Below are 13,062 nucleotides of genomic sequence, written 5' to 3' on the forward strand. Positions count from 1 at the left end.
CGCCGTGCCCTCCGGGGCACGGCGGGCGGACATGCCAGCGGCCGAAGTGCGGACAAGCGGCCTTTGTACGGCAGACTTGACCGCACTCGAGGGGGCCCGGCGCACGAGGCCGGGAACCAAAGCGAAGGATGGGTATGCCGACCACACCAGCCACCGCGGCGAACAGCTCGTCGAACGGCACAGCAGAAGCGATCATGCTCGAACTGGTCGATGAGAGCGGCACCACCATCGGCACCGCGGAGAAGCTCGCCGCTCACCAGGCCCCCGGCCAGCTCCACCGGGCGTTCTCCGTCTTTCTCTTCGACGAGCAGGGGCGGCTGCTGCTTCAGCGCCGCGCGCTCGGCAAGTACCACTCCCCCGGTGTGTGGTCGAACACCTGCTGCGGCCATCCGTACCCGGGAGAGGCACCGTTCGCGGCGGCCGCCCGGCGCACGTACGAGGAGCTTGGGGTCTCTCCCTCGCTGCTCGCCGCGGCGGGAACGGTCCGCTACAACCACCCCGATCCGATGTCGGGCCTGGTGGAGCAGGAATTCAACCATCTGTTCGTCGGAATGGTGCAGGAGCGCCTGCGTCCGGACGAGGAGGAGGTCGGCGAGACGGCCTTCGTCACCGCTGATGAACTCGCGGAACGGCATGCCGCCGCACCGTTCTCGGCCTGGTTCATGACCGTGCTGGATGCCGCGCGGCCCGCGGTCAGGGAGCTGACGGGGCCGTCCGCGGGCTGGTGAGGCCGCACACCCCGCAGGGGGCGGTCAGAGCTGCGTCTTGAGGGGCAGCGCCGCCCAGATGATCTTCCCGCCGCCCGCGGTGTGCTCCACGTCGCAGGTGCCGCCGGCCTCGGCGGTGATCTCGCGGACCAGGAGCAGTCCTCGCCCGCCGGTCTGCGCGTAGTCGGTGACGAGTGCCGTCGGGCGGTAGGGGTGGTTGTCCTCGACCGAGACCCTGATCCACTCCGCCCCGATGGCCACTTCGACGGCCAGCTCGGGCGAGAGCAGTGCCGCGTGCCGGACCGCGTTGGTGACGAGTTCCGAGACGATCACCAGCAGCCCCTGGAGGATGTCGTCCTCCACGGGTACGCCCTGCCTGTCGATCAGGTCCCGGACCGCGCGCCGGGCCTGGGGGACCGAGACGTCGACGGCGGGGGCGGTGAAGCGCCACACGCCCTCGTACGCAACGGGATGGGCCGGAACACTCCCACGGCTCTCCATGGACCGCCACCCGCTCTCGACTCGCACGTCACCGACCATCGGGTAACGAGTGTCGGGAAGAGTGTGGTCCGGACTGCGGCTCTGACCGCAAGTAGTCTCTTCTTGAATCAATTTGACCGGGTCAGTGTGCCGGCGTCAGGTGATGGGACTACTTCTCGCCCTTTTCGGGCGTCATCTGGTCCGTCACCAGACTGACGACCCGTCGTCCGCCCACGCCGAACGCGATCAGTCCGAGTCCGTCGAACAGCAGGGCCAGGGAGAAGAAGCAGCCGAGCACGTAGAGGCTGCTGTGGGGCCAGTCGATGAGCACCAGCACCCCCAGTACGAGCCCGAAAGCCCCTTGGAGCAGGGTCCAGCCGAACTGCGGGCCCCGCACGACGACGCTGCCGACGAGCCGGAACACTCCCCCGGTGAGGAAGAGCAGAGCCGCGAACATCGTCAGCGCCTCGGCCGTACCGACCGGATTTTTGATCACGACCACCCCGGCCGCGATGTTCAGGGCGGCGACCACCACTCCGAGCCAGAAGAACGCGGTGCCGCGCGCCTGGACGGCGTGCAGGAGGCCGACGAGACCTCCGATGAGCAGCAGCCAGCCGAAGAGGATCATCGAGGTGAGTGTGGCTACGCCGGTGTAGACGAGGCCGACGAGCCCCGCGACGACCAGCAGGACGCCGAGCAGGGCGAGACCCCCGAAGCTCCGGTTGAGCTTCCTGCCCTCGGTCGTGGGTCCGGCCATCGACAGCTCCTCACGGTGCGTGCGCGCTTCGCGACCCCTTCTTGATCATAGGTTCGAGCCCTGCGGATAGCATCCGGCGCATGGACCTCACGGAGCAGCCGGCACGGACGGAGCCGCGGCTGGAGCACACGGTCGTGGACGGTGTCGCCACTGTCGTCATCAGCAACCCGGCCAAGCGCAACGCCATGTCGTCGGACATGTGGCAGGCGCTGCCCGTGCTGCTGGAGGAGCTGGCCGCCGACCACGGCGTACGCGTCCTGGTGCTCACCGGCGCCGGTGACACCTTCTGCGCCGGCGCGGACATCGCTTCCCTCCAGGACCCGCGGGGCCGGGCGCAGGCGCTCGCGGTCCGGGCCGAGGAGGCCCTGGCGGCGTTCCCCCGGCCGACGCTGGCCTCCGTGCGCGGATACTGCGTGGGCGGTGGGAGCCAGCTCGCGGCGGCCTGCGATCTGCGGTTCGCCGAGGAGGGCGCCTCCTTCGGGGTGACCCCTGCCAAGCTGGGGATCGTCTACTCCTCGTCGTCGACCCGGCGTCTGGTCGCGCTGGTGGGTCCTTCCACGGCGAAGTACCTCCTGTTCTCCGGTGAGCTGATCGGCGCGGAGCGGGCCCTGCGCACGGGACTCGTCGACGAGGTGCTGCCGGCCGGCGGGCTGGAGGACCGTGTGCTCGCGTTCGCGCGGGTCCTGGCGTCCCGTTCGCAGCTGACCCAGGCATCGGCCAAGGAGTTCGCCGACGGGCGCGCGGACCGGGACGCGTACTGGTCGCAGCAGGCACACGGCAGCGGCGACACCGCGGAGGGGGTCGCCGCCTTCCTGGAACGCCGAGCCCCCCGCTTCACCTGGACGACGGGCAGCACCGGGTCCGCGCCTACGTCAGGATGAAGCGGCTCCTGGCCCGGCACTCCTCGACCATGGCCGCCGGGGCCTTCCCCGGCGACCCGCAGTCGTAGGGCGGCCGGGGGTCGTACTCGGTCAGCAGCTGGACGGTCCCGGCGTAGTCGTCGCCCGCGATCCTGCCGAGCAGGGTGAGGCCCATGTCGATGCCGGAGGAGACGCCCGCGGCCGTGACGTACTTGCCGTCCAGGACCACCCGCTCACCCGTCGGCTCGGCCCCGAAGGTCTTCAGGACGTCGAGTGCCAGCCAGTGCGAGGCGGCACGCCGGCCGGTGAGCAGTCCGGCGGCGGCGAGCAGCAGCGAACCGGTGCACACCGAGGTCGTCCAGGTGCTGGTGGCATCCGCCGTCCGCAGCCAGCCCAGCAGCGCCTCGTTCTCCATCTGGTCGCTCTGACCGGGGCCTCCCGGCACGATCACCACGTCGGGGGCGGGCACGTCGGCGAGCGCACGGTCGGCGACGAGCGAGAGGCTGCCGCTGTCGTTGCGTACGGCACCGGGCCGCTCGGCGACGAGGACGGTCTCGGCGCCGGGGGCCCGGCTGAGCATCTCGTACGGGCCCACGGCGTCGAGCGCGGTGAAACGGTCGAAGAGTACGACGGCGATCTGCATGAGGTTCCTCTCGTTGCTGCTGTCGAAGCCGGGCGAAGGGGGCCGCCCGGGTCTCACGCGGGCCTGGAGCGGAAGCGGCGCCGGTATTCGGCGGGTGCCGTCCCGAGGGCCTTGACGAAGGCTCGGCGCATCGCCTCCGGGGTGCCGTAGCCGCTCGCGCGGGAGACGGCGATGACGCCGTCGGTCGTGTCCTCCAGCAGCCGTCGCGCCTGTTCCAGTCGTACGCGCTCGACGTACCGGCCGGGGGTGACGCCGGTCTCGGTCCGGAAGGCGCGGGCGAACTGGCGGGGCGAGAGCCTGGCACGGGCCGCGAGCGCCTCCACCGAGAGGTCGGAGCCGGGGTGCTCGGTGATCCAGTGCTGGACCTCGCGCAGGGGCTCACGGACGGCGGTCTGCGCGGTGAGCTGGGCGCTGAACTGGGCCTGGTTGCCCGGGCGCCGCAGGAACACGACCAGGTGGCGGGCGACGGTGAGCGCCACCTCCCGTCCGTGTTCCTCCTCGACCAGGGCGAGCGCGAGGTCGATGCCGGCGGTGACGCCGGCCGAAGTCGCCAGCCGCCCGTCGCGTACGAAGATCGGATCCGGGTCCACGTGCACCGCCGGGTGGTCGCGGGCGAGCGACTCGCACACGGACCAGTGGGTGGTGACCCGGTGGCCGTCGAGCTGACCCGCCTCGGCGAGGAGAAGGGCGCCGGTGCACACCGACACCAGTTGCCGGGCCCGTGGGCCGTGGGTGCGGAGCCAGCCGACCAGCTCCGGGTCGGGCGTCCTCGTGCCGGCGCCTCCCGGCACGAGGAGCAGATCGGGCACCGGGGCGTCCGCGAGCGTGCCGTCCGGGACGAGGGTGAGGCCGCTGGAGCAGCGGACGGGCTCACCGTCCAGTGAGGCGGTGCGCAGGTCGTAGGCGATCCCGGGAAAGCGGGAGGCACCCGCGAAGACCTCCGCCGGGCCGCTCACGTCGAGGCTTTGCACGCCCTCGAAGAGGACGACGAGTACGGAACGCTGCTTCATGTCCGACATCCTGGGCGGACGGCCCGATGGCCGCAATGACGAGTTCCCCACCTTTCCTGCCACACGGAAGTCGACGGCCCGTCGCCTGCCCACCCGGGTCTACCCCACGTACCAACCAGTCGGTAACGTGCGGGCATGAGTACTCTTCCCCCGCGTGCCGGACGCCGCTGCCACAACGCGCTCAACCCGCTGCACTCCTGTGTGTACTTCTCCCCCGACCTCGGCAAGGAGTTCGGGGAGCTCGGCATCGACGACGACAGCCGGGTCTACTTCGCCGCGCGGGGCGCGGCCCTGGGTGCGGCCGGCGCGGGCACGGTCACCGCGACCTTCTACAACTTCAACCACGAGCTGGTGGCCCGCCATCTGCCCGCCGTCTGGTCCGACATCACCCCCCGGGCGGCGCTCGACGCCCGTCTGCGGGCAGCCGACTCGACCCTGCGCCGGGTGCTGGGTGAGGAGGTACTCGCCTCCCCGGAGATGGCGGAGGCGGCCGGGCTGGCCCTGCGGGCCGCCGAGGCCTGCACACGCCACGCCCGACCGCTGTACGCCGCGCACGCCGATCTGGACGTGCCGGACCAGCCGCACATGGCCTACTGGCACGCGGCGACGCTGCTGCGCGAGCACCGCGGCGACGGGCACCTGGCCGCTCTGCTCACGGCCGGCCTCGATCCGCTCGAGGCCCTGGTCAGCCACACCGCCACCGGCAAGGGCATGGCGCCGCGCTGGGTCGTCGCCACCCGCGGCTGGCGGCGCGCGGACTGGGACGCGGCGGTGGAGCGGCTGCGCGACCGGGGTGTGCTGGACGCGGAGGGCGAGCTGACCGACGCGGGCACCGCGCTCAGGGCTGGGCTGGAGGAGGCGACGGACCGGATGGACGCGGCACCGTACGAGCACCTCGGCGCCGAGGGCGTGGAGCGGCTCACGGAGCTGGGCCGCGGGTTCCTCTTCACGGCGGCGGCCGCCGGCGCGTTCCCCGATGACCTGGTCGGCAAGGGCTGAGCCACCGCACGTTTACGACCGGCGGAACGGGCCACGCGGTAGGAACACCCTACGAAGGAGGCACACCGTGTTCCGTGCGATCGCCAACGCCCTGAGTACCGTCGGATCGGCCGTTGCCACCGTGGTGACTCTGCCCTTCCGGCTCCTGGCAGGCCTCTTCGGCGGCGCGTCACGCGGCGGCGGGGCCCGTCGCGCATGACCGGACCGTCAGGCACGACGCCGGGGCCGTGATCGGCACCGTGACCGACCGGGTCACGCGACACGGCCCCCGGCCACCCGGCACAATGCAGGCGAAGGGGACCACCGGGAGTGGATCACCCCAGTGGCACAGCCAGCACAGCCAGTACGAGAAGGCGAGTCGGGAAAACCGTGACGACGTCCATCGAAGGCAGGATCGCCGAGGAGCTCGGCGTACGTGAGCGTCAGGTGAAGGCGGCCGTCGACTTGCTCGACGGCGGGTCCACCGTGCCGTTCATCGCGCGCTACCGCAAGGAAGCGACCGAGATGCTCGACGACGCGCAACTGCGCACGCTCGAGGAGAGGCTTCGCTACCTGCGGGAACTCGAGGACCGCCGTGCGGCGGTCCTCGATTCCGTGCGTGAACAGGGCAAGCTGGACGCGGCCCTGGAGGCACAGATCCGGGCGGCCGAGACCAAGGCGCGGCTGGAGGACATCTACCTGCCGTTCAAGCCGAAGCGCCGGACGAAGGCGCAGATCGCGCGCGAGGCGGGCCTGGTGCCCCTCGCCGACGGGCTGCTCGGCGACCCGTCGGTGGACCCGCTCGTCGCAGCCGCGGCGTTCGTCGACGCCGACAAGGGTGTGGCGGACGCGGCGGCGGCGCTGGAAGGCGCCCGGGCGGTCCTGACGGAGCGCTTCTCGGAGGACGCCGACCTGACCGGCGAGCTGCGCGAGCGCATGTGGTCGCGCGGCCGGGTCGTCGCGAAGGTGCGGGGCGGGAAGGAGGAGGCGGGCGCGAAGTTCGCCGACTACTTCGACTTCGCCGAGCCCTTCACAGCGCTGCCCTCGCATCGCGTCCTCGCGATGCTCCGGGGCGAGAAGGAGGACGTGCTCGATCTGGTCCTGGAGCCGGAGGAGCCGTCCGAGCAGCCGGGCCCCTCGTCGTACGAGAACATGGTGGCCCGTCGGTTCGGTGTCGCCGACCGCGGCCGCCCCGGGGACAAGTGGCTGGGTGACACGGTTCGCTGGGCCTGGCGGACCCGGATCCTCGTGCACCTCGGGATCGATCTGCGACTTCGGCTGCGCACCGCGGCGGAGGACGAGGCCGTGCGCGTCTTCGCGTCCAACCTGCGCGACCTGTTGCTCGCCGCCCCGGCCGGGACCCGGGCGACGCTGGGGCTCGACCCGGGCTTCCGTACGGGGGTGAAGGTCGCCGTCGTGGACGCGACCGGCAAGGTCGTCGCGACGGACGTCATCCACCCGCACGTGCCGGCGAACCAGTGGGACCGGTCGCTGGCCACGCTGGAGCGTCTCGCCAGGGAGCACCACGTCGATCTGATCGCGATCGGCAACGGCACGGCTTCCCGCGAGACCGACAAGCTGGCCGGTGAACTGTGCGACAGGTACCCGGAGTTGAAGCTCACCAAGGTGATGGTCTCGGAGGCGGGCGCCTCCGTGTACTCGGCGTCGGCCTTCGCCTCCCAGGAACTCCCGGACATGGACGTGTCGTTGCGCGGGGCGGTCTCGATCGCGCGCAGGCTGCAGGACCCGCTCGCCGAGTTGGTGAAGATCGACCCGAAGTCGATCGGCGTGGGCCAGTACCAGCACGACCTGTCCGAGGTGAAGCTGTCGCGTTCCCTGGACGCGGTGGTCGAGGACTGTGTGAACGGGGTCGGCGTCGACGTCAACACCGCTTCGGCACCGCTGCTCTCGCGGGTGTCGGGCATCGGGTCCGGGCTGGCCGAGAACATCGTGGCCCACCGGGACACGAACGGCCCGTTCCGCTCCCGCCGGGCACTGAAGGACGTGGCGCGGCTGGGCCCCAAGGCGTACGAGCAGTGTGCGGGCTTCCTCCGGATCCGCGGCGACGACCCGCTGGACGCGTCGAGCGTGCACCCGGAGGCGTACCCCGTGGTGCGGACGATGGTGAAGCGGACGGGCGGTGACGTCGCCTCGCTGATCGGCAACGCGCAGACGCTGCGTTCGTTGCGGCCGGACGACTTCGTGGACCAGAAGTTCGGTCTGCCCACGGTCACGGACATCCTCAGGGAGCTGGAGAAGCCGGGCCGCGACCCGCGACCCGCGTTCCGGACGGCCACGTTCAAGGAGGGTGTCGAGAAGCTCGGCGACCTGGCCCCGGGGATGGTGCTGGAGGGTGTCGTCACGAACGTGGCGGCGTTCGGCGCGTTCGTGGACGTCGGCGTCCACCAGGACGGTCTCGTCCATGTGTCCGCGATGTCCCGGACGTTCGTCAAGGACCCGAGGGACGTCGTGAAGCCGGGCGACATCGTGAAGGTGAAGGTCATGGACGTCGACCTGCCGCGCAAGCGGGTCTCTCTGACTCTGCGGCTCGACGACGAGGCCACGGCGGGCCAGGGTGGCGGACAGGCCCCGAAGCGCGAGCGGAACGCACCGCGGAGCGGCGGGGAACGGCCGCCCCGCCAGCGGCAGGGACAGGGACAGGGACAGGACCACCGTCAAGGAAACGGAGGCCAGCGCCATGACAGGCGCGGTGGCGCTGGCGCGGCGCGGCCCGCCGCGGCCCCCGCCAACAGCGCGATGGCCGACGCCCTGCGGCGAGCAGGCCTGACGGACGGCTCCGACAAGGGCGGACGCAAGCGCTGAGACGGCGGTACGGACGGGCGGACGGGGCAGCGGCCCTGTCCGCCCGTCGTCGTTCTACCGGACACCGCGCTCCGCTGACCGGGCCCGGCGATGGCGTGTGGGACGAGTGCTGTCGGAGGCATTGACATGCCCAGGACGCGCCATCACTCTGAGTGCCAGCCCGGGATGCAACCGGTTGCATTGCACTGGTTGCATCCCGGCATCACGGGCCGCTTGCCGCAGGAGTGAGGTTTCCCCACCTCTCGCACCCTCATCGACTCCCCCGACGGAGAGGACTCCCGATGTCCCCCACGACGCGAAAACCCGTCCGCGCCGACCTCGCCGCGGCGCCCGGAGCCATTCCTTCCGCCCCCGCCCGCCACTCTCCTCCTTCCTGAGCTGTGCCCTGTCGTGCAACCGGTTGCAAAGAGTCAGGCCCTAGGGGCGCTCATGGCCCCGCTCCTCCTGTATGCACCGGGGTCCGGCGGGGGTACGTTCGGGGTCGGGCGGCCGATGCCGCAGGGCGGGCAAGGGGAAACGACCGTGGCGATGACCATCCGTGATGTCGCGCAGGCGGCGGGGGTGCACGTCTCCACCGTCTCGCGTGCTTTCTCGGCCTCCCATCTCGTGAAGCGGGAGACCCGGGACCGGGTGCTGGCCGTCGCCGCGGAACTGGGCTACCAGCCCAACGAGACGGCACGGGCGCTGACCACGGGCCGCACCCGGAATCTCGGGCTGATCGTCTCCGACATCGCCAACCCCTTCTACCCGCCGCTCATCAAGGCGGCTCAGGCATACGCCCGCGTCCACGGCTACCAGGTCTTCGTGGCGGACACGGACGAGGACGTCGCGACGGAGGAGGAGCTGATCAGGACCCTGGCCCGGCAGGTCGACGGTGTGGTCCTGGTCAGCCCCAGGCTGGCCAACGAGGTCATCGCCCGCCTGGGCGGAGACCTGCCCTTCGTCCTGGTCAACCGCCAGGTGGCGGGACTCTCCGCCGTACTGATGGATGTGGCGCACGGCGCGGCCCTCGCGGTGGAACACCTCTCGGGGCTGGGCCACGGGCATCTGGCCCTGGTCGGCGGCCCGCGCGGGTCGTGGACCAGCGCCCAGATGCGCCGGGCCGCCGGGCGGGCGGCCGCGGATCAGGGGATCCGGCTCGACGTGCTCGGCCCCAACGCACCGACGGAGCACGGCGGGATCGCGGCGACGGCAGCCGTGCTGAGGACGGGCGCCACCGGGGTGATCGCCTACAACGACCTGGTCGCCATCGGGCTCATCGAAGGCCTGCGCGAACGGGACGTGCGGGTGCCGCGCGACGTCAGCGTGGTCGGCGTGGACGACACCGTGGCCGGCAGGCTGAACCGGCCACGGCTCACCACGGTGGCCATGCCCACCGCGGCGGCCGGCCGGACAGCGGTCGACCTGCTGATCCAGACGGTGGAGACGCTGGGCTCGACGCCCTCCACGGCGCAGACCACGCTGGACACCTCACTGATCGTCAGGGACTCCACCGCGACGGCAGATCCATCGGCCGACTGATCGTCCGCGCCAACGTGTTGACCGCTCACAACGGGTGACGTACCGTCACCGCCGTTCTCATATCAGAACTCGGTTCACCATACGGAATCTTGGTCCGGAGCCGGGAACAGCCTTCACCACCGCACCAACCACTGACCGGTGCCTGCGGAGGACGCCGCGGGCGGTGAAAGGAATGACCAGTGCGCACTGAGAATCAGCACGTCAGAAGACGTGGCGGTCGAACGGCCGCCACGTTGGCCGTCGTGGTGTCGCTGCTCGCCGCGGGCCTCACGGCTCTCTTCGCGAGCGGATCCGCCTCGGCGGCCCCGGCCGCAGGCTCATACAAGCTGACGAACGCCGCCAGCGGTCTGTGTCTGGGTGTGCCCGGCTCCAGCACCTCGGCGGGGACCCAACTCGCCCAGAGCACCTGCAACGGCGCCGCCGCGCAGACCTGGAAGCTCACCGCGTCGGGCGGCGGCTACACCCTCGCCGCCGCGAGCAGCGCGAAGTGCGCCGGTGTGCGGGACGCCTCCACCAGTGCCGGCAAGGCCGTGGAGCAGCAGAACTGCAGCGGTGCGGCCACCCAGGTGTGGACACTGACCGCCGTCAGTGGCAACACCTACCGCGTCGTCAACAGCAACGGCGGCAAGTGCCTCAACGTGAAGGACAGTTCGACCGCGGCAGGAGCCCTCGTCCAGCAGAACTCCTGCGACTCGGTGAGCAGCAAGAGCTGGACCTTCACCGCCTCGGGCACCGTACCCACGGACCCGACGGACCCGCCGACCGACCCCACCGACCCGCCCACGGACCGGCCGTCGTGGCCGACCGCCAACGGCAGCCAGGCCATCTCCTCGACGATCCAGGTCTCGGGGACGTACGACGGTGGCATGAAGCGCCTGTACGGCAGCGGTGACCTGGGCACCGGCGGTCAGGACGAGGACCAACCACCGATGATCAAGCTGGCGGACGGCGCCACCCTGCAGAACGTCATCCTTGGTGCCCCGGCCGCCGACGGTGTGCACTGCGCGGGCACCTGCACGATCAAGAACGTCTGGTGGGAGGACGTGGGCGAGGACGCCGCGACCTTCCGGGGCGGCTCCTCCTCGACGGTCCGCACGATCGACGGCGGTGGCGCGAGGCTGGCCGAGGACAAGGTGTTCCAGCACAACGGTGTCGGCACCCTGGTCGTGAAGAACTTCCAGGTCGACGACTTCGGGAAGCTGGTCCGTTCCTGCGGGAACTGCTCCACGCAGAACGCCCGGCACATCCAGCTGCAGAACATCTGGGCGACGGCACCTGGCACGAGCCTGGTCGGCATCAACACCAACTACGGTGACACGGCCCGGATCTCGGACGTCACGATCTACGACGACGGCGACCGCGACATGAAGATCTGCACCAAGTACAAGGGCACGACGAGCGGTGAACCGAGCGAGATCGGCTCGGGCGCGGACGGCACCAACTGCATCTACTCCTCGTCCGAGATCAGTTACGTCGACTGAGTCACGGACCGTCCGCCGGGGCCCGTCCCTCTCTCCCTGGGAGGGACGGGCCCCTCACGGGTCACGCGGATTCGGTGACCTTGCCGTCGGACACCTCGACGCGTCGGGTGGTACGGACCGCCTCCAGCATCCGCCGGTCGTGCGTGACCAGCAGGAGGGTCCCGGTGTACGCCTCCAGCGCCGACTCCAGCTGTTCGATCGCCGGAAGGTCCAGGTGGTTCGTCGGCTCGTCCAGGACCAGCAGGTTGACGCCCCTTCCCTGGAGGAGGGCGAGGCCGGCCCGGGTGCGTTCGCCGGGCGAGAGCGTGGTCGCGGGGCGCAGCACATGGGCGGCGCGCAGGCCGAACTTGGCGAGCAGGGTGCGCACCTCGGCGGGCTCGGTGTCGGGGACTGCGGCGCAGAAGGCGTCGAGCAGGCTCTCCGTGCCGTGGAAGAGCTTGCGCGCCTGGTCGACCTCGCCGACGACGACACCCGAGCCGAGCGAGGCATGGCCCGCGTCGAGCGGCAGCCTGCCGAGCAGGGCGGCGAGCAGCGTGGACTTGCCGGCCCCGTTGGCGCCGGTGATGGCGACCCGGTCCGCCCAGTCGATCTGCAGGGTGGCCGGACCGAAGGAGAAGCCGCCGCGGACCACCGACGCGTCGCGGAGGGTGGCCACGACGGAACCGGAGCGCGGTGCGGAGGCGATCTCCATCCGCAGCTCCCACTCCTTGCGCGGTTCCTCGACGACGTCGAGGCGCTCGATCATGCGCTGTGTCTGCTTGGCCTTCGCGGCCTGCTTCTCGCTGGCCTCGCTGCGGAACTTGCGGCCGATCTTGTCGTTGTCGGTGGCTTTCCGCCGGGCGTTCTTGACACCCTTGTCCATCCAGCCACGCTGCATCTGGGCCCGGCCTTCGAGCGCGGAGCGCTTGTCGGCGTACTCCTCGAACTCCTCGCGGGCATGGGTACGCGCGCGTTCGCGCTCCTCCAGGTAGGAGGCGTAGCCGCCGCCGTAGAGGTTGATCTCCTGCTGGGCGAGGTCGAGCTCGAGGACCTTGGTGACGGTGCGCATCAGGAACTCACGGTCGTGGCTGACGACGACCGTACCGGCGCGCAGCCCGGAGACGAAGCGCTCCAGACGCTCCAGGCCGTCGAGGTCCAGGTCGTTGGTGGGTTCGTCGAGCAGGAAGACGTCGTAGCGCGACAACAGCAGCGAGGCGAGGCCCGCGCGGGCCGCCTGGCCGCCGGAGAGGGCCGTCATCGGGAGGTCCAGGCCGACGGTCAGTCCGAGTTCGGCGGCGACCTCCTCGGCGCGTTCGTCCAGGTCTGCGCCGCCGAGGGACAGCCAGCGCTCCAGCGTCTCGGAGTAGGCGTCGTCCGCGCCGGGCGCTCCGTCGACGAGGGCCTGGGTCGCCGCGTCCATGGCGGCCTGGGCCTCGGCCACGCCGGTGCGGCGGGCGAGGAACTCCCGTACGGACTCGCCCTCGCGGCGCTCGGGCTCCTGCGGGAGGTGTCCGACGGTCGCGGTGGGCGGGGAGAGCCTCAGCTCGCCCTCCTCCGGCCGGTCGAGCCCTGCGAGCAGACGGAGCAGCGAGGATTTACCGGCACCGTTGGCTCCGACGAGACCGATCACGTCGCCGGGCGCGACCACGAGGTCGAGTCCTGCGAAGAGCGTGCGGTCGCCGTGTCCGGCGGCGAGTTCCTTGGCGACGAGAGTGGCAGTCATCAGGGTGCCGATCCTAACGAACCGGAGCGGTCGTGTTGTCCGCCGGACCAGGGTGCGACCATGCCCCCTCCGGCCCTCGGCAGGCGCGGGCCGGCGTGGA

Annotated in this window: 12 protein-coding genes; 7 read left to right on the forward strand and 5 right to left on the reverse strand. The window is 71.2% G+C overall.

Features of this window, described 5'->3' with window-relative positions:
• Positions 1-134 precede the first annotated feature (134 nt).
• Positions 135-728 (forward strand): isopentenyl-diphosphate Delta-isomerase, encoded by a 594-nt coding sequence (gene idi, locus JOC24_RS29215; protein ID WP_205023420.1) that lies wholly within the window; start codon positions 135-137, stop codon positions 726-728.
• Positions 729-752: 24 nt separating this feature from the next.
• Here idi and JOC24_RS29220 read toward each other — a convergent pair whose 3' ends face one another.
• Entirely contained in the window at positions 753-1,208 is a 456-nt protein-coding gene (locus JOC24_RS29220) for an ATP-binding protein (protein WP_205023421.1), read from the reverse strand.
• 148 nt (positions 1,209-1,356) lie between these two features.
• The gene (locus tag JOC24_RS29225; protein ID WP_205023422.1) at positions 1,357-1,944 is read right to left on the reverse strand and encodes an HdeD family acid-resistance protein; all 588 of its coding nucleotides are present in this window, start codon (positions 1,942-1,944) and stop codon (positions 1,357-1,359) included.
• 80 nt (positions 1,945-2,024) lie between these two features.
• On the opposite strand from JOC24_RS29225, the gene JOC24_RS29230 reads away from it, so the two are divergent.
• On the forward strand, positions 2,025-2,825 hold the full coding sequence (locus tag JOC24_RS29230; RefSeq protein WP_205023423.1) for an enoyl-CoA hydratase/isomerase family protein: 801 nt from the start codon (positions 2,025-2,027) through the stop codon (positions 2,823-2,825).
• Here the strand turns inward: JOC24_RS29230 and JOC24_RS29235 are convergent.
• Together JOC24_RS29235 and JOC24_RS29240 are read right to left on the reverse strand one after the other, a co-directional pair.
• Complete coding sequence (locus tag JOC24_RS29235) at positions 2,812-3,447, reverse strand: DJ-1/PfpI family protein (RefSeq protein ID WP_205023424.1); 636 nt, start codon at positions 3,445-3,447, stop codon at positions 2,812-2,814. The two genes, JOC24_RS29230 and JOC24_RS29235, sit on opposite strands and share 14 nt — an antisense overlap.
• 53 nt (positions 3,448-3,500) lie before the next feature.
• Positions 3,501-4,457: a GlxA family transcriptional regulator gene (locus JOC24_RS29240; protein WP_205023425.1), complete on the reverse strand. Its 957-nt coding sequence runs from the start codon at positions 4,455-4,457 to the stop codon at positions 3,501-3,503.
• 135 nt (positions 4,458-4,592) lie between these two features.
• Here JOC24_RS29240 and JOC24_RS29245 point away from each other — a divergent pair, with 135 nt between their 5' ends.
• The 5 genes from JOC24_RS29245 to JOC24_RS34085 all read left to right on the forward strand — a co-directional run bounded on the left by JOC24_RS29245 (position 4,593) and on the right by JOC24_RS34085 (position 11,260).
• Positions 4,593-5,456 carry an SCO6745 family protein gene (locus tag JOC24_RS29245; protein WP_205023426.1) on the forward strand — a complete coding sequence of 288 codons (864 nt, stop codon included), beginning with the start codon at positions 4,593-4,595 and terminating at the stop codon, positions 5,454-5,456.
• 67 nt (positions 5,457-5,523) lie between these two features.
• Entirely contained in the window at positions 5,524-5,655 is a 132-nt protein-coding gene (locus JOC24_RS33890) for an LPFR motif small protein (protein ID WP_307792777.1), read from the forward strand.
• A 170-nt stretch (positions 5,656-5,825) separates the two neighbouring features.
• On the forward strand, positions 5,826-8,258 hold the full coding sequence (locus JOC24_RS29250; RefSeq protein ID WP_205023427.1) for a Tex family protein: 2,433 nt from the start codon (positions 5,826-5,828) through the stop codon (positions 8,256-8,258).
• A 528-nt stretch (positions 8,259-8,786) separates the two neighbouring features.
• On the forward strand, positions 8,787-9,779 hold the full coding sequence (locus tag JOC24_RS29255; protein ID WP_205023428.1) for a LacI family DNA-binding transcriptional regulator: 993 nt from the start codon (positions 8,787-8,789) through the stop codon (positions 9,777-9,779).
• A gap of 179 nt (positions 9,780-9,958) precedes the next feature.
• Positions 9,959-11,260 (forward strand): pectate lyase, encoded by a 1,302-nt coding sequence (locus JOC24_RS34085; RefSeq protein ID WP_307792778.1) that lies wholly within the window; start codon positions 9,959-9,961, stop codon positions 11,258-11,260.
• Positions 11,261-11,321: 61 nt separating this feature from the next.
• Here JOC24_RS34085 and JOC24_RS29265 read toward each other — a convergent pair whose 3' ends face one another.
• Positions 11,322-12,962: an ABC-F family ATP-binding cassette domain-containing protein gene (locus tag JOC24_RS29265; RefSeq protein ID WP_205023429.1), complete on the reverse strand. Its 1,641-nt coding sequence runs from the start codon at positions 12,960-12,962 to the stop codon at positions 11,322-11,324.
• Between the last annotated feature and the right edge of the window lie 100 nt (positions 12,963-13,062).

The sequence above is a fragment of the Streptomyces sp. HB132 genome, assembly GCF_016909575.1.
Lineage (GTDB): Bacteria > Actinomycetota > Actinomycetes > Streptomycetales > Streptomycetaceae > Streptomyces.

Excerpts from the sequence above, each read along its gene's own strand:
- idi (WP_205023420.1), top strand. The coding sequence starts at position 135 with ATGCCGACCACACCAGCCACCGCGGCGAACAGCTCGTCGAACGGCACA.
- JOC24_RS29220 (WP_205023421.1), bottom strand. The coding sequence starts at position 1,208 with ATGGAGAGCCGTGGGAGTGTTCCGGCCCATCCCGTTGCGTACGAGGGC.
- JOC24_RS29225 (WP_205023422.1), bottom strand. The coding sequence starts at position 1,944 with ATGGCCGGACCCACGACCGAGGGCAGGAAGCTCAACCGGAGCTTCGGG.
- JOC24_RS29230 (WP_205023423.1), top strand. The coding sequence starts at position 2,025 with ATGGACCTCACGGAGCAGCCGGCACGGACGGAGCCGCGGCTGGAGCAC.
- JOC24_RS29235 (WP_205023424.1), bottom strand. The coding sequence starts at position 3,447 with ATGCAGATCGCCGTCGTACTCTTCGACCGTTTCACCGCGCTCGACGCC.
- JOC24_RS29240 (WP_205023425.1), bottom strand. The coding sequence starts at position 4,457 with ATGAAGCAGCGTTCCGTACTCGTCGTCCTCTTCGAGGGCGTGCAAAGC.
- JOC24_RS29245 (WP_205023426.1), top strand. The coding sequence starts at position 4,593 with ATGAGTACTCTTCCCCCGCGTGCCGGACGCCGCTGCCACAACGCGCTC.
- JOC24_RS29255 (WP_205023428.1), top strand. The coding sequence starts at position 8,787 with ATGACCATCCGTGATGTCGCGCAGGCGGCGGGGGTGCACGTCTCCACC.
- JOC24_RS29265 (WP_205023429.1), bottom strand. The coding sequence starts at position 12,962 with ATGACTGCCACTCTCGTCGCCAAGGAACTCGCCGCCGGACACGGCGAC.